Annotated in this window: 26 protein-coding genes; 10 read left to right on the forward strand and 16 right to left on the reverse strand. The window is 61.2% G+C overall.

Annotated elements, in window-relative coordinates; genetic code table 11:
- Positions 1-34 precede the first annotated feature (34 nt).
- Genes FFI94_RS04525 through FFI94_RS04545 form a run of 5 tightly spaced genes read left to right on the forward strand, consistent with a single transcriptional unit; the run spans position 35 to position 4,722 of the window.
- A complete protein-coding gene (locus FFI94_RS04525) occupies positions 35-1,009 on the forward strand; it encodes a carbohydrate ABC transporter permease (protein WP_397495233.1) in 975 nt (324 codons plus the stop codon).
- Positions 1,006-1,908 carry a carbohydrate ABC transporter permease gene (locus FFI94_RS04530; RefSeq protein WP_138871936.1) on the forward strand — a complete coding sequence of 301 codons (903 nt, stop codon included), beginning with the start codon at positions 1,006-1,008 and terminating at the stop codon, positions 1,906-1,908. The genes FFI94_RS04525 and FFI94_RS04530 overlap by 4 nt, the downstream gene beginning before the upstream one ends.
- Before the next feature lie 37 nt (positions 1,909-1,945).
- Positions 1,946-3,277 (forward strand): ABC transporter substrate-binding protein, encoded by a 1,332-nt coding sequence (locus tag FFI94_RS04535; protein ID WP_138871937.1) that lies wholly within the window; start codon positions 1,946-1,948, stop codon positions 3,275-3,277.
- 15 nt (positions 3,278-3,292) lie between these two features.
- Positions 3,293-4,378: an ABC transporter ATP-binding protein gene (locus FFI94_RS04540; protein ID WP_138871938.1), complete on the forward strand. Its 1,086-nt coding sequence runs from the start codon at positions 3,293-3,295 to the stop codon at positions 4,376-4,378.
- 17 nt (positions 4,379-4,395) lie between these two features.
- Entirely contained in the window at positions 4,396-4,722 is a 327-nt protein-coding gene (locus FFI94_RS04545; protein ID WP_138871939.1) for a YnfA family protein, read from the forward strand.
- Positions 4,723-4,778: 56 nt separating this feature from the next.
- Here FFI94_RS04545 and FFI94_RS04550 read toward each other — a convergent pair whose 3' ends face one another.
- From FFI94_RS04550 to FFI94_RS04565, 4 genes are all read right to left on the reverse strand, one after another.
- Positions 4,779-5,450 (reverse strand): GNAT family N-acetyltransferase, encoded by a 672-nt coding sequence (locus FFI94_RS04550; RefSeq protein WP_138871940.1) that lies wholly within the window; start codon positions 5,448-5,450, stop codon positions 4,779-4,781.
- 92 nt (positions 5,451-5,542) lie between these two features.
- Positions 5,543-5,956: a DNA-binding protein gene (locus tag FFI94_RS04555; RefSeq protein ID WP_138871941.1), complete on the reverse strand. Its 414-nt coding sequence runs from the start codon at positions 5,954-5,956 to the stop codon at positions 5,543-5,545.
- 58 nt (positions 5,957-6,014) lie between these two features.
- Positions 6,015-6,506, reverse strand: a complete 492-nt coding sequence (locus FFI94_RS04560; RefSeq protein WP_138871942.1) for a nitroreductase family deazaflavin-dependent oxidoreductase — start codon at positions 6,504-6,506, stop codon at positions 6,015-6,017.
- A 1-nt stretch (position 6,507) separates the two neighbouring features.
- Positions 6,508-7,671 (reverse strand): steroid 3-ketoacyl-CoA thiolase, encoded by a 1,164-nt coding sequence (locus FFI94_RS04565; RefSeq protein ID WP_138871943.1) that lies wholly within the window; start codon positions 7,669-7,671, stop codon positions 6,508-6,510.
- A gap of 175 nt (positions 7,672-7,846) precedes the next feature.
- On the opposite strand from FFI94_RS04565, the gene FFI94_RS04570 reads away from it, so the two are divergent.
- Positions 7,847-9,097 carry a cytochrome P450 gene (locus FFI94_RS04570; RefSeq protein WP_138871944.1) on the forward strand — a complete coding sequence of 417 codons (1,251 nt, stop codon included), beginning with the start codon at positions 7,847-7,849 and terminating at the stop codon, positions 9,095-9,097.
- Between the two features lie 213 nt (positions 9,098-9,310).
- On the opposite strand, the gene FFI94_RS04575 is transcribed toward FFI94_RS04570, so the two are convergent.
- The 6 genes from FFI94_RS04575 to FFI94_RS04600 form a co-directional block, all read right to left on the reverse strand.
- Positions 9,311-9,691 (reverse strand): VOC family protein, encoded by a 381-nt coding sequence (locus FFI94_RS04575; RefSeq protein WP_185993122.1) that lies wholly within the window; start codon positions 9,689-9,691, stop codon positions 9,311-9,313.
- Positions 9,692-9,842: 151 nt separating this feature from the next.
- Positions 9,843-10,253: a nuclear transport factor 2 family protein gene (locus FFI94_RS04580; RefSeq protein WP_138871945.1), complete on the reverse strand. Its 411-nt coding sequence runs from the start codon at positions 10,251-10,253 to the stop codon at positions 9,843-9,845.
- Positions 10,254-10,263: 10 nt separating this feature from the next.
- On the reverse strand, positions 10,264-11,127 hold the full coding sequence (locus FFI94_RS04585; RefSeq protein WP_138871946.1) for a TIGR03619 family F420-dependent LLM class oxidoreductase: 864 nt from the start codon (positions 11,125-11,127) through the stop codon (positions 10,264-10,266).
- Between the two features lie 33 nt (positions 11,128-11,160).
- Entirely contained in the window at positions 11,161-12,342 is a 1,182-nt protein-coding gene (locus FFI94_RS04590; protein ID WP_138871947.1) for a thiolase domain-containing protein, read from the reverse strand.
- The gene (locus tag FFI94_RS04595) at positions 12,342-13,412 is read right to left on the reverse strand and encodes a thiolase domain-containing protein (protein WP_138871948.1); all 1,071 of its coding nucleotides are present in this window, start codon (positions 13,410-13,412) and stop codon (positions 12,342-12,344) included. The genes FFI94_RS04590 and FFI94_RS04595 overlap by 1 nt, the downstream gene beginning before the upstream one ends.
- Before the next feature lie 11 nt (positions 13,413-13,423).
- Complete coding sequence (locus FFI94_RS04600) at positions 13,424-14,401, reverse strand: Zn-ribbon domain-containing OB-fold protein (RefSeq protein ID WP_185993123.1); 978 nt, start codon at positions 14,399-14,401, stop codon at positions 13,424-13,426.
- Between the two features lie 73 nt (positions 14,402-14,474).
- Here FFI94_RS04600 and FFI94_RS04605 point away from each other — a divergent pair, with 73 nt between their 5' ends.
- Together FFI94_RS04605 and FFI94_RS04610 are read left to right on the forward strand one after the other, a co-directional pair.
- Entirely contained in the window at positions 14,475-15,512 is a 1,038-nt protein-coding gene (locus tag FFI94_RS04605) for an LLM class F420-dependent oxidoreductase (protein WP_138871949.1), read from the forward strand.
- Between the two features lie 171 nt (positions 15,513-15,683).
- Entirely contained in the window at positions 15,684-16,643 is a 960-nt protein-coding gene (locus FFI94_RS04610; protein ID WP_138871950.1) for a hypothetical protein, read from the forward strand.
- 91 nt (positions 16,644-16,734) lie between these two features.
- Here the strand turns inward: FFI94_RS04610 and FFI94_RS04615 are convergent, their stop codons facing one another.
- Entirely contained in the window at positions 16,735-17,559 is an 825-nt protein-coding gene (locus FFI94_RS04615) for a crotonase/enoyl-CoA hydratase family protein (protein WP_138871951.1), read from the reverse strand.
- Positions 17,560-17,639: 80 nt separating this feature from the next.
- Between FFI94_RS04615 and FFI94_RS04620 the strand changes: the two genes are divergently transcribed.
- On the forward strand, positions 17,640-19,313 hold the full coding sequence (locus FFI94_RS04620) for an acyl-CoA synthetase (RefSeq protein WP_138871952.1): 1,674 nt from the start codon (positions 17,640-17,642) through the stop codon (positions 19,311-19,313).
- Positions 19,313-20,428: a nitronate monooxygenase family protein gene (locus FFI94_RS04625; RefSeq protein ID WP_138871953.1), complete on the forward strand. Its 1,116-nt coding sequence runs from the start codon at positions 19,313-19,315 to the stop codon at positions 20,426-20,428. Before FFI94_RS04620 ends, FFI94_RS04625 begins: the two co-directional genes overlap by 1 nt.
- Positions 20,429-20,499: 71 nt before the next feature.
- Here the strand turns inward: FFI94_RS04625 and FFI94_RS33550 are convergent, their stop codons facing one another.
- From FFI94_RS33550 to FFI94_RS04645, 5 genes are all read right to left on the reverse strand, one after another.
- Complete coding sequence (locus FFI94_RS33550) at positions 20,500-20,658, reverse strand: hypothetical protein (protein ID WP_185993124.1); 159 nt, start codon at positions 20,656-20,658, stop codon at positions 20,500-20,502.
- 71 nt (positions 20,659-20,729) lie between these two features.
- Positions 20,730-21,467: a FadR/GntR family transcriptional regulator gene (locus FFI94_RS04630; protein ID WP_138871954.1), complete on the reverse strand. Its 738-nt coding sequence runs from the start codon at positions 21,465-21,467 to the stop codon at positions 20,730-20,732.
- Between the two features lie 63 nt (positions 21,468-21,530).
- The gene (locus FFI94_RS04635) at positions 21,531-22,346 is read right to left on the reverse strand and encodes an ABC transporter ATP-binding protein (protein ID WP_138871955.1); all 816 of its coding nucleotides are present in this window, start codon (positions 22,344-22,346) and stop codon (positions 21,531-21,533) included.
- Positions 22,343-24,418: a dipeptide/oligopeptide/nickel ABC transporter permease/ATP-binding protein gene (locus tag FFI94_RS04640; protein ID WP_185993379.1), complete on the reverse strand. Its 2,076-nt coding sequence runs from the start codon at positions 24,416-24,418 to the stop codon at positions 22,343-22,345. Before FFI94_RS04640 ends, FFI94_RS04635 begins: the two co-directional genes overlap by 4 nt.
- A complete protein-coding gene (locus tag FFI94_RS04645) occupies positions 24,418-25,377 on the reverse strand; it encodes an ABC transporter permease (protein ID WP_138871957.1) in 960 nt (319 codons plus the stop codon). The genes FFI94_RS04640 and FFI94_RS04645 overlap by 1 nt, the downstream gene beginning before the upstream one ends.
- Positions 25,378-25,411 lie beyond the last annotated feature (34 nt).

A 25,411-nucleotide genomic window follows, 5' to 3' on the forward strand; every position in this document is an offset into this window, starting at 1 on the left:
GGGCCTTTTTCGTGTCTCGTTCAGCTCGAGTGTCTTGTGCGTTCACCATTCATTCTTTGCGGGCGGTCAGACTGCCTCAGTGAGATCGAGTCCGGAAAGAACGCTGCCCACATCAGGCAAGCCAGGTCTGTGGGGCAGACCATGGCGTGACTACGCGCTCTTTGCGCTCTTGGTAGGTCCCAATCTCGCGTTGCTGATCTTGTTCACCTATCGTCCGTTGGTCGACAACATCCGACTTTCGTTCTTCGACTGGAACATTGCGGATCCGAAGGCGACGTTCATCGGTCTGAGTAACTACCGCGAGTGGTTCGGACGAAGCGACACCTGGCAGATCGTGACCAACACAGTGGTATTCACGTTGGTCACCGTGGTGGGTTCGATGGTCATCGGTTTGGCGTTGGCCATGCTGCTCGATCGCAAGCTGGTCGGGCGAAACCTGGTCCGTTCGGCCATCTTCGCGCCGTTCGTGATCTCCGGAGCAGCGATCGGTGTCGCGTTTCAGTTCGTCTTCGACCCCAACTTCGGGTTGATCCAGGATCTCCTGCACCGGGTCGGTCTCCAATCGCCGGACTTTTATCAGGATCCCCACTGGGCGCTGTTCATGGTGACCGTGACGTACATGTGGAAGAACCTCGGCTACACGTTTGTCATCTATCTCGCTGCGCTGCAGGGAGTTCGGCAAGAGTTGAACGAAGCGGCCGAAATCGACGGCGCCAAACCGTGGACCAAGTTCCGCCGAGTGCTCCTGCCTCAGTTACGACCGACCACGTTCTTTCTTTCCATCACTGTCATGCTCAACTCGCTCCAGGTCTTCGACATCATCAACGTCATGACCCGTGGTGGTCCACTGGGGACGGGGACGACGACCATGGTCTACCAGGTTTACAACGAGACCTTCCGAAACTTCCGGGCGGGCTACGGCGCGACGGTTGCCACCATCATGTTCCTGATCCTGCTGATCATCACCGTCTACCAGGTTCGTGCCATGGATCGGGGAGAAGAAAAATGACAGCAGTAGAGGAAAAGAAAAGCGCTGCTACGACTTCCGTCGTCAGGGTGGGGCCGGATCGCAAGAACGTGGATCGGCGTGAGGTCGGCGTCAAGATCCTCGGCTACGCGGCAATGGTGATCGCCTTGGTCATCATCGTCCTGCCGCTGTACTGGATCGTGATGACCTCGTTGAAGGAGCGGCCGGAGATCTACACCCAGCCGGCAACGTGGTTGCCGTCGTCGCTGCATCCCGAAAACTATTCCGAAGCAACAACATCGGTCCCGTTCTGGATGTTTCTTCGGAACTCGATTGTGATCACGACGATTCTGTCCGTGGCGAAGTTCGTTCTGGGGACTCTCAGTGCCTACGGGTTGGTGTTCCTACGCTTCCCGGGGAAGAATTTCGTCTTCCTCGGAATTATCGCAGCGTTGATGGTGCCGAACCAGATCACCGTTATCTCGAACTACGCGCTCGTGGCAGAGTGGGGTTGGCGTAACACGTTCCAGGGCATCATAGTTCCGCTCGCGGGTGTAGCCTTCGGTACGTTCCTCATGCGTAACCACTTCCTTTCGATTCCTTCGGAGATCATCGAGGCGGCGCGAATGGACGGCGCCGGCCACTGGCGACTGCTCTGGCGCGTGGTGCTTCCGGTGTCCGGACCGACGATGGTGGCGTTCGGGATCATCACGGTGGTGAACGAATGGAACGAGTACCTGTGGCCGTTCCTCATGTCCGACGATTCCTCGGTGGCGCCACTACCGATTGGATTGACCCAACTGCAGAACAACGACGGGCTCACCAACTGGGGTCCGGTCATGGCAGGAACGGTGCTGACGATGTTACCGATTCTGGTGATTTTCCTTCTGCTGCAACGACACATGATCAAGGGCCTCACCTCCGGTGCGGTCAAGGGCTGACAGCTTTCCCGTCACATTTCTTTCTCGAGGAGCAGCAATGGCAAACATGAACAGGCGCGGATTTCTGAGCCTCGGCGGTGCAATCGCCGCCGGCGCCGCACTGACCGCGTGCGCGGGTTCCGGCGGATCCAGCGCTGATGCTGCGGAAACATCCGGTGCTTCGGGTGATTCCAACACCATCACCTTCTGGTCGAACCACCCGGGCAAGTCCACCGACGTAGAGAAGGAACTGATCAACCGGTTCCAGACCAAGTACCCGGACCTGAAGGTCAACCTGGTGGACGGTGGCAAGAACTACGAAGAGGTGGCGCAGAAGTTCAACGCTGCACTCTCCGGCGGAGACGTTCCCGATGTGGTTGTGCTCTCCGATGTCTGGTGGTTCAACTATGCACTGGCCGGAGCGATCGAGCCGCTCGACGGGCTCTTCTCCGAGGTGGGCGTCGACTCGGGTGACTACGTCGACTCGCTGCTCGCCGACTACCTGTTCCAGGGCAAGCACTATGCGCTTCCCTACGCGCGGTCGACGCCGTTGTTCTACTACAACAAGGCGGTCTGGTCGCAGGCAGGTCTTCCCGACCGTGGGCCGGCGACATGGCAGGAGTTCGACGAGTGGGGACCCGAGCTGCAGAAGGTCGTGGGCAACGGCAAGTTGGCACACGGGTGGGGCAACGCGAAGGATTACCTCGGCTGGACCTACGAAGGCCCAATCTGGACGTTCGGCGGCTCGTACTCCGACCAGTGGAATCTGCAGCTCGACAACGAGAAGACCATTGCCGCAGGGCAGTTCCTCTCCAGCATGATTCACGACAAGAAGTACGCCGCGGTCTCCACTGACATCGCGAACGAATTCGGTACCGGCATTCTGGCGTCGACCATCGCGTCGACGGGCGATCTGTCCGGCATCAAGAAGACTGCCAACTTCGACTTCGGCACCGCTTTCCTCCCGGCAGTGGACGGAACTCCCGGTTGCCCCACCGGCGGTGCCGGGCTTGCCATCCCGTCCAAGATCTCCGATCAGCGTAAGAAGAACGCGCTCAAGTTCATCGACTTCATCACCAATGGTGAGAACACGGCGTACTTCTCGCAGAACGTCGGCTACATGCCGGTCCGCAAGTCGGCAACCTCGGAGCCGAGCATGAAGGCGTTCCTCGACGCGAACCCCAACTCCCGTACCGCTGTGGATCAGCTCTCGCGTACGCGCTCGCAGGACTACGCACGCGTGTTCGTCCCGGGTGGGGATCAGATCATCGGCACCGGACTCGAGCAGATCGCTCTCCAGAAGGCCGACGTCGCATCGACATTCGCCGGCGTTGCCACGCAGTTGCAGCAGATCATCGACCGGCAGATCACCCCCAAGCTGCCGAAGTAGTAGGAGAGAACACTCATGGCCAACGTGCAATTCGCGGGAGTCACGCACCGCTACGAAGGAACCGATCGACCGGCAGTCGACCGTCTCGACCTCGACATCGCCGATGGTGAGTTCCTGGTACTCGTAGGACCTTCCGGTTGCGGTAAGTCCACCAGCCTGCGAATGCTCGCCGGTCTCGAGTCCGCGTCGGACGGCCGGATCGAGATCGGCGGCACGGACGTCACGCACCTCGCTCCGCGAGCACGTGACGTCGCCATGGTGTTTCAGAGTTACGCGCTGTACCCGAACATGACCGTCGAACAGAACATGGGCTTCGCGCTGCAGAATGCCGGAGTAGGAAAGACCGAACGCCGGGAGCGGGTACTCGAGGCGGCGCGGATGCTCGAACTCGAACCGTTGCTCGGACGTAAACCGGCAAAGCTGTCCGGCGGGCAACGTCAACGAGTTGCCATGGGTAGAGCCATTGTTCGCCATCCCAAGGTGTTCTGCATGGACGAACCACTCAGCAATCTCGACGCCAAACTGCGCGTCAGTACGCGGTCGCAGATCGCCGCTCTGCAGCGTCGTCTCGGTACCACTACGGTCTACGTCACCCACGATCAAGTGGAAGCGATGACGATGGGTGACCGGGTGGCGGTGATGCTCGACGGTAGGTTGCAGCAGGTGGCGAAGCCGCGCGAGCTTTACGACAACCCTGTCAACACTTTTGTGGCCGCCTTCATCGGGTCACCGGGCATGAACCTGATCGAAGCGCCGGTCGAGGGCACCGTCGCAGTGCTCGGTGATCTGCGGATACCGATTCCGACTGGTGCATCTGATCGGGACAGAATTGTGGTGGGCGTCAGGCCGGAATCGTGGAGTTTGGCGGGGGCGTGGCGTGAAGGCTCGCTCGCCGTCGACGCCGATTTGCTCGAAGAGTTGGGCGCCGAATCATTCGTCTACGCAAAGGGGGAGCCCGCCGCGAAGTGGAAGAGCCGATCGGGAAGAGTAGTGGTTCGGCTCGACCGGAAGACATCGATTCTCCCGGGAGAGAGGATTCACCTGTTGCCGAATCAGGACGAGGTGTACTTCTTCTCGGCGGAGACCGGTGCCCGTTTGTAAACGCTAGTCTGTGCCCCATGACCGTCGCCCGCTCGCTTTTGCTGTTCGTTCTTGCCGCCGTACTCGAAATCGGTGGAGCCTGGCTGGTGTGGCAGGGAATTCGCGAGAACAAGGGCTGGATCTGGGTCGGCCTCGGCGTGATCTCGCTCGGCCTCTACGGACTGGTCGCGACGATGCAGCCCGATGCCAACTTCGGTCGCATCCTCGCCGCGTACGGCGGCATCTTTGTCGCCGGATCCTTGCTGTGGGCGGTAGCGATGGACGGTTTCCGCCCCGATCGATTCGACATCACCGGTGCGCTGATCTGCCTCGTCGGAGTTGGCGTGATTATGTATGCGCGCTAATACTGCTGTGCGCCTTTGTTAACCGCGGGCGGTTAACAAAGGCGCACAGCACATGCTCACGCCTTCGCCCGAACCACCAGAACAGTGCCGGGGAATTCGGCGGCAAGTTCGCGGCGAGCGTGCTTGATGCACGCCGTGCCGTAGCCCTTCTTCCTGGCCTGCGGTGCGATCCAGATCGCAACGTTCACTTCCTGATCGGTGAGCTCACCGAATACCAGGCCGACGCTCGTCGGAGTGTCGGACGAAAGATCCTCGGCGACAAACCAAGCCGCGCTTTCGTCGTCGATACGACCCAGGCCGGCAGTGCGCTCCGACTCGACGCGATCCGACGCCCACGGAGTGCCGCTGTCGTCGAGCTGCTCTGTGGAGCGCTCGGCGAACAGTGCTGCATCGTCGGCGCTGTCGGTGAACGGGCGCAGGTTGAAGTTCACGCCGCTGCTTGCCGGGCGGTCTACGGCGGTCCATTCCAAGGTGGCGTCGAGGTTTTCGAGTTCGCCCTGAATGCGGTCGCGTGCTGCTTTGGTCAGTGCGCTGAACTTGAGGCCCAACACTGCTTCCGCGTTGGACTCGGACGTTCCGAGTAGTTCTGCAACCGTTGCCACTGCTGCCTGATGGTCTGCGCTGTCGACAACGGCGTCCAGTACCTCGTGTCGGCGTTCCAAGGCGCGAACAAGTGCGGCGGTGAGCTCGCGACGGTCCAGGATCTGATCTTGAATGTGCGTCGTCATAAATGCGACTCCTTGCTGTTCGAGGCTACAAGCGCTTGCCGTGCGGACCGTACTGGTCAATAGTGCTCCAACTTGCACGTTATGGCACGTGTTCAGCCTGTGGTGCGCCGGACGAGTCGTTCGTAGCGCTGACGTGCAGCCTGTGTGCTGCCGAGACCGAGTCCGAATGCGATGTCCTGCCACGTCATCCCGCGTTTGCGTGCGACCGCGAGGAAGAGTGCTTCGTCCTGGTCCATTTCGGCGCGGGCCTTGGGGATCAGACTCAAGGCGGCCATGACATCGGCGTCGTCGACGTCCGGTTCGCCGGGTTCGAGTGTGCTGCTACCCGCGGCGAGACCGCCGACGACGCGGATCGCGCCGTACGGTTCGAGCATGTGGGGGAGGGATTGCCTGGCGCGTTGGCTCTCGGTTGCTCCGTGTCGTTCGTTGATCCGAAAGAGCCCGGCGTACTCGCGGTGTGCGCGCTCTCGGCCGGGCTCGATCGGTCGGAATTGGTCATCGGTCATGCATGTCAGGTTTGCATGAACCGCTGGCAATGTAAACACTTTGTTGTAAACAAATTGTTCATTTGGTGATGAGTGGCTCGCACACGATCACGGGGATAACCCGATCGGTCCAGGCTTGGTAGTTGTCGAAGTCGGCATACATCGCAACCAATTTGGGCCACAACCGAGCGCGCTCGTCGTCGGTGGCGACACGAGCTTTCATCGACCGCACGCGCGACTTGATCTGGACGGTCACCACGGGATCGGCCTTGATGTTGAGATACCACATCGGGTTTTTCGGCAGACCACCTTGCGACGCCACCAGAATCACGTTGTCGTCGTCCTCGAGAAACAGCAACGGATTGATCCGTTCTTCGCCGGACTTACGCCCGGTCGTGGTGAGCAGGCAGATCGGCAGCCCGCGTGGAAACGCGCTGCCGACCCGCCACTTGCTGCCCAGCATTCCGTCGGTCGCCCGATACATCGCGACGTTGGCTTTCGACATCCACTTGATGATCGTGACTGTCGCCGGAGCGTCGAGTCCCTTGGGTTTAGCTGGGGGAGTGCTCATGTCAGATGCGCTCGATGATCGTGCCGGTGGCCAGTGCGCCGCCGGCGCACATCGTGATCAACGCAGTCGAACCGTCGCGGCGCTCGAGTTCGTGCAGAGCCGTCGTGATCAGTCGCGAGCCGGTGCTGCCGACCGGATGGCCGAGAGCCAGAGCGCCGCCGTTGACGTTGACGTTGTCGAAATCCGGCTCGTGAACCTGAGCCCAGGACAGGGCGACAGAGGCAAACGCTTCGTTGACCTCGAAGAGATCGAGGTCGCCGATCTTCATGCCGCTCTTCTCGAGAACGCGGGTCGTGGCCTGGACCGGACCGTCGAGGTGGAACTCGGGCTCGGACCCGACGAGAGCCTGAGCGACGATGCGGGCGCGCGGCTTCAAACCGAGAGCGCGGGCCTTGTCCTCGTCCATGAGCAGGACAGCCGCTGCGCCGTCGGAGATCTGCGAAGACGTTCCGGCAGTGTGGATTGCGCCCTCCATAACCGGCTTCAAACGAGCCAGGGCCTCGGCCGTCGTGTCACGCAGGCCTTGGTCGCGATTGACCAGCTTGGTCTCGCCCGTCAGGTTGCCTTCCTTGTCGATCTGAGGCGCCGACAGCTCGAGTACCTCGCGATCGAAGCGACCTTCTTCCCAGGCCTGCTTGGCGAGGGCCTGGGAGCGGACGCCGAGAGCTTCGAGGTCCTCTCGGGTCAATCCGCGACGACGCGCGATGCGCTCGGCCGCGCCGAACTGATCGGGCAGGTCGATGTCCCAGGTGGCGGGGCGACGCGGTCCGGCGAGAGTTCCGACGTTGGCTCCGAGTGGGACCTGGCTCATCGCTTCGATGCCGCAGGCGATGCCGGCGTCGATCGCACCGGTGGCGATCAATCCGGCGATCAGGTGATTGGCCTGCTGCGCGGATCCGCACTGGCAGTCGACGGTGGTGGCGCCGGTCTGCCAGGGCAGTCCGGCGTGCAGCCATGCTGTACGGGTGATGTTGTTGGACTGTGCGCCGGCTTGGGTGACGCAGCCGCCGATCACTTGCTCGATCAACATCGGGTCGATTCCCGAGCGATCGAGAAGACCCTTCTGAGCAGCCCCGAGAATTTCGGCAGCGTGCAGGCCGGCGAGCCAGCCTCCACGCTTACCGATCGGTGTGCGGACGGCCTCGACGATTACTGGTGTGCCCACTGTGGGTTCCTTTCCTTGTATTGAAAAAGTAGAACAAGTTCTTAGGTAGAAGCAAGAGCTGTCTACTGTTTCCTTTCCTAGTAAGCGTGCTTGTGTTTCAATGTAAGTAGAACGTGTTCCACATTACGGATGGTCATCACCGCGGTGGTGAAAAGGCTCATGGCAGGAGACATCAGTGGCACAGCCCGCAATCCCCCAGGGGATCGACTTCACGGACCCCGACATCTACGCAGAGCGGATGCCTTTCGAGGAATTTGCGCAGCTGCGTAAGACTGCTCCCGTGTGGTGGAATCCGCAGCCGCCGGAGATCGGCGGGTTCCAGGACGAGGGCTACTGGGTGGTCACTCGACATGAAGAGGTCAAGGAAGTCTCGCAGCGCAGCGACATCTTCTCGACCCACGAGAACACTGCGATCCCGCGTTTCGCCGACGACATCCCGCGTGAGAACGTCGAAATGCAGCGGTTCATCCTCATCAACAAGGACGCTCCCGAGCACACCAAACTCCGCAAGCTGATCTCGCGTGGGTTCACACCGCGAGCTATCAACAGCCTGCGCGACGAACTGACCGAGCGGGCCGAGCAGATCGTGAAGACCGCCGCCGAAAGCGGTGCCGGAGACTTCGTCACGCAGGTGGCGTCGGAACTTCCGTTGCAGGCGATTGCCGAGCTTCTTGGCGTGCCGCAGGAAGATCGTATGAAGCTCTTCGACTGGTCCAACCAGATGACGTCGTATGACGACCCCGAATTCGACATCGACCCGCAGGCTGCGTCGATGGAGATCCTCGGGTACGCGTACCAGATGGCGGATCAGCGCAAGAAGTGTCCCGCCGATGACATCGTCACCAAGCTCATCGAAGCTGACATCGACGGAAATGAGCTCTCCCCTGAGGAATTCGGCTTTTTCGTGATTCTTCTTGCGGTCGCCGGAAACGAGACCACTCGCAATGCGATCACACATGGCATGGTGGCGTTCCTGGACAATCCCGACCAGTGGGAGCTGTACAAGAAGGAACGCCCCAAGACTGCTGCCGACGAAATCGTTCGCTGGGCCACCCCGGTGACGTCTTTTCAGCGCACCGCTCTCGAGGACACCGAGCTCGGTGGACAGAAGATCAAGAAGGGCGATCGCGTCGTCATGATGTACGCGTCGGCCAACTTCGATGAAGAGGTCTTCGAGAACCCCACGAAGTTCGACATCATGCGCGACCCCAACCCGCATCTCGGGTTCGGCGGCACCGGTGCGCACTACTGCGTCGGCGCGAATCTGGCTCGCCTCGAAATCGACCTGATCTTCAATGCGATCGCCGATCATCTCCCGGACATCACCCGGCTCGGAGATCCTCGTCGTCTGCGTTCAGGCTGGCTGAACGGCATCAAAGAGTTTCAGGTTGATTACAAGACCGGCGGCTGTCCGGTCAAACACTGAACCAGCCCTATACTGAGCTGGTAACCGGCAAGTAGGTATGTGCCAAGTAGGCAAGTAGGTATGTGTATGGAATCGAAGGTTGGCACTGCGCTTTCGACTGCACAGAACTACAGTTGACGTTCTGAGGAGCCACTAGCTGGCTACTTGGAACTGCGGCGGCGTCTGTGGGATCCCTCATCTCCCGCAGGCGCCGCCGTTTGTAGTTCGCGAGAGTTAGCCGCCGTATGGTTTGGTGATCGCTTCGAGGAAGTGTCCCGACGGGTCGAGGAAGTAGACGCCGCGCCCACCGTCATTGGTGTTGAAGCCGGTGCTCGATTTTCGCGGATCAGCCCAATGTTCGAGTCTGAGGGCGAGTATCCGCTGGTAGATTCCGTCGAAGTCATTCTCGGAGACCAGGAATGCGTAGTGCTGTGGTGAAATCTCAGCGCCCTGCTCCACTTGTGCATAGTCCAGCATCACTCCGTGCTCGAGTTCGACGGAGAGGAAATGCCCGGCCGGAGTGGGATCCGGAAGACCGAAAATGTGGGTGAAAAACCACGCAGACTCTTGTCTGTCGTGCGCTGCGATGATGGTGTGATTGAACGAAATGGTCATTGGAGAACCCTTGGTGTACGACGCCTCCATGCCTGGCGCAGTCCGCCATCGACACGCGACGATAAAGACCAGGAAACCATTCTCGTGAACCTTGCGCAACAGTGAGGGCTCCGGTCGTGTGACCGGAGCCCTCAATTGTTTGTTTGTACGATCAGGCCTTGCGAGCTGTTTTCATGGCGCGTTCCACTTCCCAGAATGCGCGAAGCGACTGGATTTTTCCCTCGTCGTTGACGCGGTAGACGAATACGCCTTCGGCGTCGATGACGGATCCGGCGATTGTCGTCCGTATCTTGCCGATGTTGACGTTCTCGTTACCGCACACCAAGGAATCGTCGATGAGGAACTCGAGTTTGTCCGTGTTCGCGATCGTCATATCGTAGAACTTGGAAATGGCCTCGCGGCCATGATGGCCTTTGCCCTCGGGGTCGAAGCCTGAAGGACCGACGGGATCTTCGACCCAGCCGTCCTCGGCAAAGAGATCCAGCCAGGCTTCCTTGTTCTTTCCGCTTGCTGCTGTCCGCGATGCGTTGCCCGCTACGCGGGCGGGATGTTCGGTGGTCATCGATTTTCCCTCACTGGATGTATTTCTCGGCGAACCTGCGCATGGAATCCTGCTTTGCCTCGAGCGGTGCGTCGAACCCGATACCGTCGAAAACCCAAGGAACGGTGATGATGTCGGTGACACCGGCGTCCTCGAGCTCGGCGTAGCCATCTTTGCCGAATCGGTCGACGCACACAGTCTGGATCTCGTACGGTTCGTTCTCCTTGCCGTACTCGGCACGAAGTTCGCGCAATCTGGCGATGACACCGACCAGATCGTCGAACTTGATCATCGCCGACGTCCAGCCGTCGCCGACCCGTGCTGCGCGCTTGAGAGCAACCTCGGTGTGGCCACCGACGTAGAACGGAACCGGTTTGGTGGGAGTCGGACTCATCTGCAGACGATCGAAATCGAAAAACTCGCCGTGGTACTCGACCATACCGCCGCCGAGGATCAGCTTGATGACGTCGATCATCTCGTCCACCCGGGCGCCGCGACGCTGGTAGGGAGCTCCGCACCACTCGAATTCTTCCGGAGCCCAGCCGATTCCGACACCGAATCCGAAACGGTTGTTCGTCAACGCGGCGACCGACCCGACTTGGCGGGCGAGAAGCACCGGATTGCGGCTACCCAGTTTCAGTACCTGCGTGTAGAACTCGATTTTCTCGGTGACAGCGCCCATCGCGGCCGCGGCGATCAGCGGATCGACCCAGGGGGTCTCGGCAGTCCACATCCGAGACCCGTCCGGCGTATACGGGTAGTCCGCCGTCTGGGTTTCCATGAAGAACAGTGAATCCGGCAACGCAATGGACGTAAAGCCGCACTCTTCAGCGGTTTTGGCGATACCGGGCAGCTGATCCAAGGGGTTCATCGCAACCCCGACGGTGTACTTCATCTTCGACTTCTCCCTGATCGACGGTTGGCGTGCTTACGTGGTGGGGCGTTCGGAGCCGACAACCCACATCGAGAAATACTGTGAGCCACCGCCGTACGCGTGACCGAGAGCCTTACGTGCACCGGCTACTTGGTGGTCGCCGGCGCGGTGCATCACCTGCATCGCGGATTCGGCAAACCGGATCATGCCGGACGCACCGATCGGGTTGGACGAGAGAACGCCACCCGACGCGTTGACGGGAAGCTTGCCACCGATGGCTGTTTCGCCGGCTTCGGTGAGCTTCCATCCCTGGCCTTCCTCGGCAAATCCGAGGTTCTCGAGCCACATCGGTTCGAACCAGGAGAACGGCACGTAAATTTCGGCGCAGTCGATCTCGTTGAGCGGATCCGTGATTCCGGCCGCCTTCCACAGGGCTGCCGCAGCATCGCGTCCGGCCTGCGGGTTGACCTGGTCGCGACCCGCGTAGGTCGTCGGTTCGGTGCGCATCGCCGTTGCATGAATCCATGCGACGGTACGGCCCTGTGCCTCGATCTCGGCGGCAGCCTCTTCGTTGCCGATCACCAGCGCGCACGCGCCGTCGGAAGACGGGCACGTCTCGTCGTAGCGGATGGGATCCCACAGCATCTGTGACGCTTGAACGGATTCGACCGTGATATCGGGTTGCTTGAGGTGTGCGTAGGGGTTGATGCTGCCGTTGAGGCGGTCTTTTGCGGCAACAATGGCACCGATGTGCGAGGGCGCCCCAGATCGGCGGATGTACGAACGGACGTGCGGCGCAAAGTAACCGCCGGCTCCGGCCCCCACCGGCATGTTGAAGGGGATCGGCGTGGACAGTGCCCACATCGCATTCGACTCGGACTGCTTCTCCCAGGAAACCGTCAAAACCCGTTTGTGAACTCCGGATTTGACGAGGGTCGATGCCACGATCGCTGTCGAACCACCGACAGACCCGGCGGTGTGGACGCGAAGCAACGGTTTCCCGTTGGCGCCGAGAGCATCCGACATGGCCAGTTCCGGCATCATCGATCCCTCGAACAGGTCGGGGGCCTTGCCGATCACGACGGCGTCGATGTCGTCCCAGCCGACCTGTGCGTCGAGCATCGCGGCGTCGATCGCTTCACGGACCAATCCGGCCATCGACACGTCGTGACGCTTTGCGACGTAATGAGTCTGGCCGGTGCCGAGCACGGCCGCGAGTTGTGGCGTTCCGGCCATCAGTTCCGTCCCTCCAAGACTGCTACCAGGTTCTGTTGCAGCACTGGGCCGCTGGTTGCATGGGCCAGTGCGCGATTCGCCTGGCCTCCCCAAATTGCCTGTGCTGCGTAACCGATACGTTCGAGACCACCCGCGAACATCGGGTTGCCACTCAGCGGGCCACCCGACGGGTTGATCGTGGTGGCATCCGTGAGACCGATTGCCTCCTTGAGGATCAGTTCCTGATGGCTGAACGGTGCGTGGAGTTCGGCGATGTCGATGTTGCTGACATCACCGCCCGTCGCAGCCTTCGCAGCGGATGCCGTCGACGGTGATGTCGTGAGATCACGCGCCCCTAGGTTGGGAGAGTCGATGCGGTGTTCGATGCCGGAAATCCAGGCGGGGCGCTCGCACAGGTCACGAGCGCGGGTGCCGGATGCCAGCACGATGGCGGACGCGCCGTCGGTGATGGGCGCACAATCATGGGCGCGTAACGGATCTGCCAGGAAGGGGCTGGCCAGCAAAGCCTCGATGTCGACCTCGCCGGCGAGCTGCGCATTGGGGTTGCTCATTGCGTGACGACGGCTGCGAGCGGTCACTTCGGCCATGTCCTCGTGCGTCCACTTGCCTGCGTCGAGACCGAGCCGCGCTTGCAGCCCGGCGAGGGATACCGAGTCGGGCCACAGGGGCGCAACAAGATACGGATCGAGCTGCATGGTCAGGATCTTGCGCAGGTGCCCTGCGGACGATTTGCCGAAGCCGTACACGAGTGCGGTATCGACCTCACCCGTCAAGATTTTGATCCAGGCTTCGTAGAACGCCCAGGCCGCGTCCATCTCGACGTGTGACTCGTTGATGGGCGGAACGGCACCGATGGAATCGATAGCCGAGATGAAGGAAAACGATCGTCCGGCAAGGTAATCGGAAGAACCTGAGCACCAGAATCCGATATCGGACTTGGTGATCCCCAGGTCCTTGTACAGCTGCTGGAAACAGGGGACCAGCATTTCGACGCCATTGGTGGTGCCGTGGGTCTCGCGTACGTGCGGGGCTTGTGCAAAGCCCACCACTGCGATGTCTGCAGAAGTCATGTCAGAAGCCCTCACAGGTGGTGTTGGAAGGTGGAGTACTCGGCGTCGGGTTCACCGGTCGGCCTGAAGTATTCGATGTTCTCGAGCGTGTAACCCCACTCCTCGCGTGGCTTCCACTTGGCCTCGACGCGCATCCCCATCCGCACGTCGGCCGCGTCGCATTCCAGGATCAGATGCAGGAACGGAATGTCTGCGCCGTCGAGCAGCACATACGCCGCGACGTATGGCGGCTTGATCCGCTGACCGAGGAACGGAACGTTGACGATGCAAAACGTCGTGACAGTGCCTTTGTCCGGTAGTTCGATCTGTTCGTTTGTCGGAAAACCGTTGGTGGGGTTAGCGCCGCGCGGCGGGATGTAGACCTTGTCGCCCGGGCCGCTCCGTCCGCCGATGAGCTTGCCCTCGGCGAGCCCGCGGAGGTAGAAGCTCTCTTCAGCCGACGCGGAGTGCATGAAGTTCAAGTCGATGGGCGTCGTGATCATGGTGACTGGATCCGCGCTCGAATCGACTGAGGCGATGCCATTTTCGCTCTCACCAGGCTCGAAGCACTCGATGTCCTTGATCTGTCCGACTCGCTCCGACGCCCACCGAGCGCGCACCCGCATACCGGTGCTGATTGCGCTGGGGGAGTCGACGTCGACCGCGTGAAGCATCGCGGTGTCTGCGCCGTCGAGTCTGATGAGGGCCCATGCGAATGGTTTCGTGAGTGGTTGGCCGTCGATCGGTTCCGGCATCCACGACCAACTCACGACGGTTCCGCCGTCGGACACTCCGACGAAGTCGGTGAGTGGTTCGGCGGTGTCGGGATCGAATTCGGGAGGCGGCACAAAAACTCGACCGTTCGACCCGCGCGCCCCGATCACCTTGCGATCACGCAAGGCAGTTACGAATGCGCCGATGGTCGGCCCCGTCGATCTGGTGTAGTCGAAATGAAGATTCAATGGTGCGCTCAGCGGCTTTTCGGCCACCCCGCTCTTTCCGATGGTCACAAGATCGAGTAGAACAGGTTCTAGAGATTGTGGCAAGGGTCACTTCTGATCACCGGAGACGTGGAGGCGCAAGATGAAGCTTGGGTTGCAACTCGGATACTGGGGCGCACAGCCCCCCACGGCCGCTCCGGAACTGATCGAAGCGGCCGAGAACGCGGGCTTCGACTCGGTCTTCGCCGCGGAGTCCTGGGGGTCCGACGCTTTCACACCACTCGCGTGGTGGGGATCGCGGACCGAGAACATTCGGCTGGGCACGTCCGTCGTCCAAATTTCAGCCCGCACGCCCACCAGTTGCGCCATGCATGCGCTCACACTCGATCACCTCAGCGGCGGTCGGACCATCCTGGGACTCGGCGTATCCGGACCGCAGGTTGTCGAAGGGTGGTACGGGCAACCGTTCGAAAAGCCGCTCGCGCGGACCCGCGAATACGTGGACATCATCCGCCAGGTCCTGGCTCGTGAAAAACCTGTCACCAGCCTCGGACCGCACTACCCGCTGCCGTACAACGGGCCAGGTAATTCCGGTCTTGGCAAGCCGCTCAAGGCGATTACACATCCGCTGCGCGCCGATATTCCGATCTGGCTCGGCGCCGAAGGACCCAAAAATGTTGCCCTTGCCGGAGAAATCGCCGACGGTTGGCTAGCGATCTACTACACCCCGCGGCTCGCCCCGATGTACAACAAATGGCTCGACGAAGGATTCGCTCGCACCGGAGCACGTCGCAGCCGTGAAGACTTCGAGGTAGCCGCGACCTGTCAGGTCATCGTCACGGACGATCGCGCGGCAGCCATCGCGAAGCTCAAACCGATGACAGCCCTCTACGTCGGCGGAATGGGCGCACCGGAGTTGAACTTTCACGCCCAGGTCTACAAGCGCATGGGTTACGAGAAGGAGGTCGACGAGATCGGCCGTCTCTTCATGTCGGGGCGCAAGGAAGAAGCTGCGGCCATCGTCCCCGACGAGATGGTCACCGAGACCATGATCATCGGCAACGTCGACGAGGTGCGCGCGGACGTGAAGCGCTGGGAAGACGCCGGCGTCACGATGCTGTTGGTGACCTGCCGCGACGCCGATCATGTGCGGGAATTGGCGGCCGCGGTGCGGGGCTGACATTTTTTGAGCGAACGTACCTTTCAGCGCCCCATCGACCGCGTGAACGTATCGCTGCCCTTGTCAGACAGGGGGAGCGATACGTTCACGCGCCGAAATGTTATCCACAGCCCTGTGAATAACCCCGAATTTTGAGACAGTTCACCCTCAGCGATGACCCATGCTGTTTCCATGCGAAGAGGACAGTGGGGCGACGATCCGAGGTTGTTGTACGCAGCGAGCGCCGACGGAGTGATTCGGGTGGCAGAACTGACGCGGTTGGGAGTTTCAGACACTGCAATCGCGGGGCGATGTAAGCCGGGAGGTGCGTGGCAGCGATTGTTGCCCGGGATCGTGATGCTGAGCAACGGCCATCCGAGTCCGCGCCAACGCACCATTGCAGCACTCATGTTCTGTGGTCGCGGGTCGATGGTCACGGGACGGGCGGCAATGACTCAATATGGGTACCGCGCGCATTCGGGGGACGTTCAGTTGTTGATGCCCATGCACCGTCGCGTACAGTCGACGGGTTTTGTCGTCGTCGAGCGCACCGTCAGATTGCCGGACCCATTGACCCGTAACGGAATCGACTGCGCACCATTGGTTCGTTCGGTACTCGACGTTGCCCGGCGATGCAAGACGCTGGATGCTGCTCGCGCGGTCATTGCAGAAGTCGTTCAGCGTGGCGATGTTTCAGTTCGTGACCTGTCGAAGGAACTCGAAGCTGGAAGCATCCGAGGAAGCGCGTTGCCGCGCGAAGTCCTGCGTGAGGTCGACGCCAATGTCCACTCGGTACCCGAGGCGCAGGCTCGCAGGCTGTGGAAACGGAGTGGGCTGCCCGAGATGGTCTTCAACCGCGAAATCTGCGACGTAGATGGGAGATTCATCGCTATGCCGGACGGGTGGATCGATTCTGTCGCGTTTGCCTGGGATATCGATTCACTGGACTGGCATCTTTCACCCGATGATTACCGTGCGACAGTTGAGCGTCGGACGAGGATGCAGAACGCGGGAATCATCGTCCTGCCGACGGTGCCCAGCGCCTTGCGCGTTGAGCCTGAGCGCGTGATCGCAGATCTGCGCGCGCATTATGCGTTGGCGGCGTCACGGCCACGCCCAAGGGTGTCCATCAGCGCCAGACCCGGAGGGTGAACGTATCGCTCCCCCTGTTGGACAGGGGGAGCGATACGTTCACGCGATCGACGGGAGCGGGCGGGGTCGGGGCAGGGAACGAGGGCTAGCCTCAGACTCCCTTGAACTTGGGCGCCCGCTTCTCGCCGAAGGCTCGGGGGCCTTCCTTGGCGTCCGCGCTCATGAAGACCTTCATGCCCAGTTCCGCATCGATGCGGAAGGCTTCTTCCTCGTGCATGCCCTCGGTGTCGCGGATGGTCTTGAGGATCGCCTGGACTGCGAGAGGTCCGTTGGCGCTGATCAGTTCGGCAAGTTCGAGTGCCTTGTCGAGGGCTTGACCGTCCGGGACTACGTGGCCGATGAGTCCGATTTCCTTGGCTTCCGGCGCTTTGATGTGGCGTCCGGTGAGCAGAATATCCGCGGCGATGGTGTACGGAATCTGCCTGACCAGGCGCACTGCTGAACCGCCGAGCGGGAAGAGCCCCCACTTGGCCTCGGACACTCCGAATTTGGCGCTTTCACCGGCGACGCGGATGTCGGTGCCTTGCAGGATTTCGGTTCCGCCGGCGATGGCGGCGCCTTCGACGGCTGCGATCAAGGGCTTGGTGAGCCGTCGGCCTTTGAGGAGACCTTCGATTTTGGACATGTCGACACCGCCGCCCGCAAAGGCGTCTCCCGGGGGTTTGGCGGACATGTTCTTGAGGTCGGCGCCGGCGCAGAAGTCGCCGCCGGCTCCGGTGAGGACGGCGACGCGGATGTCCGGGTCGTTGTCGACCTGATCCCACGCGTCGACCATGATCGCCATCATGTCGCCGGTGATGGCGTTCTTCCGCTCGGGGCGGTTCATGGTGATGATCAGGACGTGACCGCGTTTCTCCACGAGGCAGTGCGGTGCGGTTTCCGAAGTGTCGGATTTCTCGGTCGTCGTAGCGGACACTGATGGCTCCTGGTGAGTCTGTGAGCTGGCTCTCAAATTGGGTCTTGCCAGAAAAGGTAACACGTTCTACTTTGAAGGGCGTGGCCCTTAACATCGCAGACTTCGTAGAGCACTCGATCGACCTCGTTCCGGACCGGGTTGCACTGGTCTCCGATGATCGGGAGGTGACGTACGCGCAACTCGAGGACCGCGCCAACCGGCTTGGTCATTACCTGCGCGAACATGGCGTGAAGCCGGGTGACAAAGTCGGCATCTACTGCCGCAATGTCATCGAGGCGATCGAGGCTATGGTCGCGATCTTCAAGATCCGGGCGGTGATGGTCAACATCAACTACCGCTATGTCGAGAACGAGTTGCAATACATCTTCGACAATTCGGACATGGTTGCGCTGGTCGCTGAGCGCCGTTATGCCGACAAGATCAAGAACGTTCTCCCGAACGCGCCCCTCGTCAAGTCGGTTGTCATCATCGACGACGGCACCGATGCCGACTACTCGTCGTTCGGTATCGAGTACGAAGCCGCACTCGCGCAGAGTTCGGGCGAGCGCGATTTCGAGGATCGCAGCAACGACGACATCTTCATGCTCTACACCGGCGGCACGACGGGTAGCCCGAAGGGCGTCATGTGGCGTCACGAGGACTGGTGGCGCGTGCTCGGTGGTGGCATCAACTTCGTCACCGGAGTTGCGGTCGAGGACGAGTACGAGATGGCGAAGGTCGGTGCTGCCAATCCGAGCATGGTTCGCTACCCGATTCCCCCGATGATCCACGGTGGCTCGCAGTCGGCAGTGTTCCACAGCCTCTTCGGTGGCGGCACCTGCTTGATGCACCCCGAGTTCGACGCCCACGAGGTGTGGCAGAACATCGACAATCACAAGGTCAACCTCATCTTCATCACCGGCGATGCCATGGCCAGGCCGATGCTCGACGCTTTGATCGCCGGAAACCCGAAAACGGGTGAACCTTACGACCTTTCGTCGCTGTACGTCATGGCCAGCAGTGCGGCGCTCTTCTCGCCGAGCATTCAGGAGCAGTTCCTGGAACTGCTGCCCAACCGTCTGCTCACGGACTCCATCGGAGCGTCGGAAACCGGTTTCGGTGGCCTCGCGGTTCTCTCCAAGGGGCAGAAGCACACTGGCGGCCCGACGGTCAAGATCGACGCCTCCACAACGGTTCTCGACGACGACGGCAACGAGGTCGAACCGGGATCAGGTCAGCGCGGCATGCTTGCGCGCAAGGGCAACATCCCGCTCGGGTACTACAAGGACGAGGTCAAGACGGCGGAGACGTTCCGCACCATCAACGGTGTTCGCTACTCGATCCCCGGTGACTATGCGCAGGTCGAGGCCGACGGTACGGTCACGATGCTCGGACGCGGTTCGGTGTCCATCAACAGCGGCGGCGAGAAGGTGTACCCGGAAGAGGTCGAAGGTGCGTTGAAGGCGCACCCGGATATCTTCGACGTGCTGGTGGTCGGTATCCCCGACGAGCGTTTCGGGCAGCGAGTTGCCGCAGTGGTTCAGGTCCGCGAAGGCACATCTCCGACGCTGCACGACATCGCTACGGCGGCACGCAAAGAGATTGCCGGATACAAGGTTCCGCGCAGCGTGTGGTTTGTCGACCAGATCAAACGCAACCCAGCAGGTAAGCCGGATTACCGATGGGCCAAGGCCGAAACGGAATCCCGTGAAGCCGACGACCACAACGGGAACAGTGCTCCCGAGGCAAACAGTGCAGAGAGTGTGGAAGCCTGATGCGATCCGATCTTGCCGACAAGTTCGGCATCGAATACCCGATCTTCGGATTCACTCCGTCGGAGCATGTCGCGGCTGCGATTTCTCGCGCCGGTGGACTCGGAGTCCTGGGTTGCGTGCGATTCAACGATCCCGAAGAACTCGAAGCGGCGCTTACCTGGATGGACGAGAACACCGACGGTAAGCCGTACGGCGTCGACATCGTCATGCCCGCAAAGGTTCCCACCGAGGGCGGCGCGATTGATCTCGACAAGCTGATCCCGGCCGAGCACCGCGCGTTTGTCAACCGCACCCTCGACGAACTCGGTGTACCGCCCTTGTCCGACGACGTCGAACATGCCACCGGTGTGTTGGGCTGGTTGCATTCCGTGGCCCGCTCGCACGTCGATGTAGCTCTGGGGCATCGAATTGCCTTGATCGCCAATGCTCTTGGTTCACCGCCGAAAGATGTCATCGATCAGGCGCACGCAAAGGGTGTGCCGGTCGCGGCGTTGGCCGGTGCGGTCGAGCATGCCCGTCGTCATGTGGAGAACGGCGTCGACATAGTGATCGCCCAGGGCTACGAAGCCGGCGGGCACACCGGTGAGATCGCCTCCATGGTGCTGGTTCCCGAGATCGTCGACGCACTCGGTGACAGTGCGGCCGTGTTGGCTGCCGGCGGAATCGGAAGCGGCCGACAGGTCGCCGCAGCCCTCGCGCTCGGTGCATCCGGAGTGTGGATGGGTTCGTACTGGCTCACCACGTCGGAATACAAACTGGGCAGCGCGTCGGGGGATGACCCGTCAGCCATTCAACGGGCGCTGCTGAAGGCGACGTCGGCGGACACCGTTCGGTCCCGGATCTACTCGGGCAAGCCCGCCCGACTGCTCAAGACGAAGTGGACTGAAGCCTGGTCGAAGCCCGGAGCGCCGGACGCTTTGCCGATGCCGCTGCAGAATCTTCTGGTGAGTGATGCGCACCAACGTATTTCGGCGTCGGAAAATCCTGACGTCGTGGCAATGCCGGTCGGTCAGATCGTAGGACGGATGAACGAGATCCGTCCGGTCGCCGAGGTTATGGCGGAGTTGGTTTCCGGATTCGAGGATGCACGTGCGCGCCTGGACTCCATGAAATAGAACGCCGTGAAATAAGCAGGCAGGGCAAAAGGCTCTCGACCACAAGAGTGGTCGAGAGCCTTTTGTTTGTTTCAGCCCGCGAGGTCGTCCGGTCCGACGCTGTCGGCCAGCCATTCTCCGCGACTGAGCACGCCGCCGTCATCTCGACGACGGGCGATCACGAAAATGACCAGGGCAGCGGCGGCGACCAGCGCGAGGATGCGCGACGGCGTCAGGTTCGGATTCTTCATGCCTGCAATTTTGCCGCAAGATCCGTCGACATGGGGGATCGCGTGTCCAAAATCAACGCCTGGCGTGAGCGCTAGTTCGAACTCTCCGCGTGCAGACTTCCGATCCGCTCCCGGAGGCCACCGAAATGCACGTCGAGACTATGTGCGGCTTCGATGGCGTCACCGGTACGAATAGCGTCGAGAATTGCGCGGTGCTTCGACGCTATATCGACGAGCGGTGTATCCGAATGACCGATTGCCTGCTGGATTTCGCTGTACACCTGCCAGAAGACATCCATCAACTGCGCAAGCACCTGATTGTCGAGCGGTGAATACAACCGGCTGTGGAAAGTCGCATCGATATCGGAGAAGTTCTTTCCGGCAGCTGCGCGGACTTCCATTCCGGTGACGAGTTCGTCGAGAGCGTCGTGATCTGCGGTGGTCATTTCGGCCATTGCGGCGCCGATCAGACCGGTTTCGAGAGCCTGACGGATATCGACCAATTCCATTGCTTCGTGGCCGGTGCCCTGGAGCGACAATCGGCCGCGGAACGTCAGACCGTCGGCCAGAGCGTCGAAGTTACTCGGGGCGACAAACATTCCGAACCCGTGCCGGATTTCGACGACGCCTAAGGCCTGCAGAACCTTGAGAGCCTCGCGCAGTGTGTTCCTGCCGATTCCCAGTTCTTCGGAAAGTTCGGCTTCCGTCGGCATGGGATCACCGGGGCAGAGTCGACGATCCAGGATCAAGTTCATGATGTCGGATTGAAGCGCACGCATACGGTTTTGCGCGCTGAAACGAGCACGCGGTGTGCCATTCCGAACAGACATCGATTCCCCTTTTCCGAATTGAACGTCCTTCATCCTATGTCCGCTTGTCGACTCCATCGGTTATCACGCATCCACGGTGCGTTGAAGCAGGCTCGGTGCCGCGCCGAGCAGCTTTGCGGTATAGGCGTCTGACGGGTTGTCGAACACTTCGCGAGCTGTTCCCTGTTCGACGATCCGGCCGGCATTCATGACGACAATGCTGTCGGAGACGTAGCGGACGGTCTGGATATCGTGCGAGATGAAGACCATGCCGAGCCCGAGTCGTGCCTTGATGTCGCTGAGCAGATTCAGGATCTGCGCGCGCACCGACACGTCAAGCGCGGATGTCGGCTCGTCGGCCACGATCACGTCCGGTTCGAGTGCCAGCGCACGAGCGATCGCAACTCGCTGACGCTGTCCGCCCGAGATCTGACTCGGGAGGACTTCGAGCGCTGACGGGGGAAGCCCGACCAGTCCGACAAGTTCGCGGACCCGAGCGGTGCGGGTCGAACGATTGCCGATCCCGTGAACGTCGAGCGGATCGGTGAGGATGTCGGCCACCGTCATTCGCGCATTGAGCGCGGTGGCCGGATCCTGGAACACGATGGAGATCGCGCGCCCGAATTCCTTGCGCACCGACGCCGATCGGGTCAAAGCGCTCTGTCCACGGAAGATGACGTCGCCCGACGTCGGCTTCTGCAGCCCGACCATGACCTTTGCGAGCGTCGACTTACCGCAACCGGACTCGCCCACGATGCCGATCGTCGCCCCTCGTCGAACGGCGATACTGACATCGTTGACGGCGTGCACGGTTCCGGGTTTGAACAGCGATCCCGAACGAGTCTTGTGGACGACGTGAATGTTCTTCAGTTCCAGGATGGGTGTTTCAGCTGTGGTCATCGCACGCTCTCCAATTCCGATTCTGCGGACAACGGTGCCGCGGACTGGTTGGCGAACCAGTGCTCGGTTCCGTCGATCCGAACCATCTCGGGCTTTCGGTGGGGATCGGAATCCGGACGCAGGGAACGTTCGGCAAAGCGGTCGCCGGTGGCGAAGCTGCCGGGCGACGGCACGGTTCCCTGGATCTGGTGGAGCCTCGGAGCCTCGTCCTCGATGGAGAGAACAGCGCCGAGAAGACCCTGGGTGTATTCGTGGCGGGGATCGACGAGCAGATCGCGGGTAGGCGCCGACTCGACGACCTGACCGGCGTACATCACCGTGATCTTGTGAGCGAGTGAAGCAACCAGAGCAAGATCGTGGCTCACGAAAACCATGGCAAAGCCGAGCTTTTCCCGCAGATCGTTGAGCAGATCCACCACCTGAGCCTGGACGGTGACGTCGAGAGCAGTGGTGGGTTCGTCGGCGACGATCAGGCGCGGGCTACGCGTGAGGGACATGGCGATGAGGACACGCTGGCGCTGGCCACCGGACAACTCGTGCGGGTAGCTGGCGAGCGTGCGAACCGGGTCGAGTCCGACGAGTTCGAGCAGTTCGTCGGCGGTACGCGTTCCGCCTCGTTTGGTGAGCTGCTTGAACTGGGCGCGGATCAACATTGCCGGGTTCAGGGAGCTGAGTGCGTCCTGGTAGATCATGGCCATGTCGTGTCCGCGCAGCTTGTTTCGCTCCCGGTTGTTCAGCTCGAGGACGTTGACCCCGTCGAACAGGATTTCGCCGGTCACCACTGCGGTCTTGGGGAGTAGGCCCATGATCGCCAGCGACGTCAACGACTTGCCACAGCCCGATTCGCCGACAAGAGCCATCGTTTCGTTCGGGCGGACGGTGAAGCTCACGTTGTCGACGATTGCCGTGTCGCCATAGCGTTCCGGGAACCGGATCGTGAGATTGCGCACCTCGAGCAGCGGAGCGGCATCACCTTCGTACACAAGACGATCGGTGCGTGTCCGTTCGGTTTCCGCCAGGATCTTCAGGTGCGTTTCGAGTGGCGTCGGTGCGGCAACCGGTTTGAGCGCCTTGCTGACGATGACACTCGAGTCGGCGAAGTCGTCGTCGATGACCGTCAACTTGGCATCCGATGCGGCTTCCGCTTCGAGAATGAGCTCGTTGGACGTTTCCTCGGCAGCGGCGGTGCGGGCGGCTTCGAGAGCCGTCTTCTTGGTCTTCTTGAGGCTCGGATCAGCCATCGCGTCGGTGAGACCCTCGGCAAGCACGTTGAGGGAGAGCACCGTCAGCAGAATCAGCAGACCGGGGAACACCGTTGCCCACCAACCGCCGAGCAGGACCATGTTCTTACCGTCGGCGATCACCGATCCCCATGACGGGTCCGGCGGGCGCACACCCGCGCCGATGAACGACAGGCTGGCTTCGAGCACGATCGCGTCGGCGACCATGACCGTGCAGAACACGAGGACCGGTGCGGCGCAGTTGGAGATGACGTGTTTGACGACGATGTGGAAAGTGCTTGCTCCGATGACCTTTTCGGCTGCAACGTAGTCCTCGCCGTACTGAGCGAGCACGTTGGCGCGAACGACACGGGCAACCATCGGGGTGTAGAGGAAGGCGATGGTCACGATCAGGGTCGGGATCGAACCACCGAATGCCGCGACGAGGACGGCTGCGAGTGCAATACCCGGGAATGCCATGACGACGTCGAGAACACGCATGATGGTCTCGTCGACGGCTTTACGGCTGGTAGCCGCCACCGAACCGATGAGAGCACCGACGCACAGGGCCAGGAATGTGGAGCCAAGGCCGATGGCGAGTGACCAGCGCCCGCCGTACAGCAAGCGGCTGAACAGATCTCGTCCGAGACTGTCCTGACCGAACCAGTGGTCAGCGCTGGGTCCGGCCGTACCGACGGCCTGCTCGAGCGGGCTGTACTGCGTGACCAGTGGCGCGAACAGACACGCGAGAACGATGATCGCGAGGACTGCCATGGACAGCCAGGCGGAGAGGGGAAAGCGTGAAAAGGTGATACCGGGACGCGAAAGCTTCTCGGTGAGTTTTCTTCTCATCATGCTGCGCTCCGAAGTCGTGGATTGACAAGCAGGTAGAGGATGTCGACCACGAGGTTGACGACAACGAAGCCAACTGCGATGACGATGACAACACCCTGGACAACCGCGGGGTCACCGTTGGTGACGCCGTTGATCATGAGCTGGCCCATGCCGGGAAGGCCGAAGATCTGCTCGATGACCACGGCGCCGCCCAGGAGGTAACCGACGCGCAGGCCCAGAACGGTGAGCGGGTTGATCAGGGCGTTACGCAACACGTTTCGCCCGATCACCACGGGGTAGGGCAGGCCGCTTCCGATTGCCGTGCGGACGTAGTCCTTGTCCAATTCCTCGACCATGGACGTGCGGATGATGCGAGTGAGTTGGGCTGCGACGGGGAGCGACAGAGACAGTGCCGGCAGCGCCATGTACCAGAGCCAGTCCGTGATGGAGTCGGCCGGATTGACGTAGCCGCCGGTGGGGAACCAGCCGAGTTGGACGGCTAGGTACTGAATCATCAACAGTGCCAACCAGAATGACGGCGCGGCCACGCCGCCGAGTGAAATCACTCGAATGACCTGATCAGGCCAGCGATCACGGAACAGTGCACTGGTGACACCGAAGATCAGCGAAAGCACGATGGCGATCACGAGTCCGAGCACCGTGAGCTGGATGGTCAGCGGCAGCGCCGTGGAGATCGAATCCAGTACCGGGGTACCGGAAATCAGGCTGTCACCCATGTTGCCACTGACAAGATCGGTCACGAAGTGGACGTACTGCAGCGGCAGTGGGTCGAGCAGTCCGTTCTCTTCCTTGAACTGCTGCAACTGTTCTGCCGTCGGGTTGCCACCGTTGAACGCCGCAGTCGCGGGATCGGTGGGCGCGAACTGCATCACGATGAAAACGAACGCGATGATGCCGAGGATCAGGGGGATCAGTATCAGTAATCGCCTGATCAGCATGGGGAGGACTCTTGCCATCGGGGGATCTCTCAGTCGATAGGAATGGCCGCGC

It is taken from the genome of Rhodococcus sp. KBS0724, from assembly GCF_005938745.2.
Taxonomy (GTDB): Bacteria; Actinomycetota; Actinomycetes; order Mycobacteriales; family Mycobacteriaceae; genus Rhodococcus_F.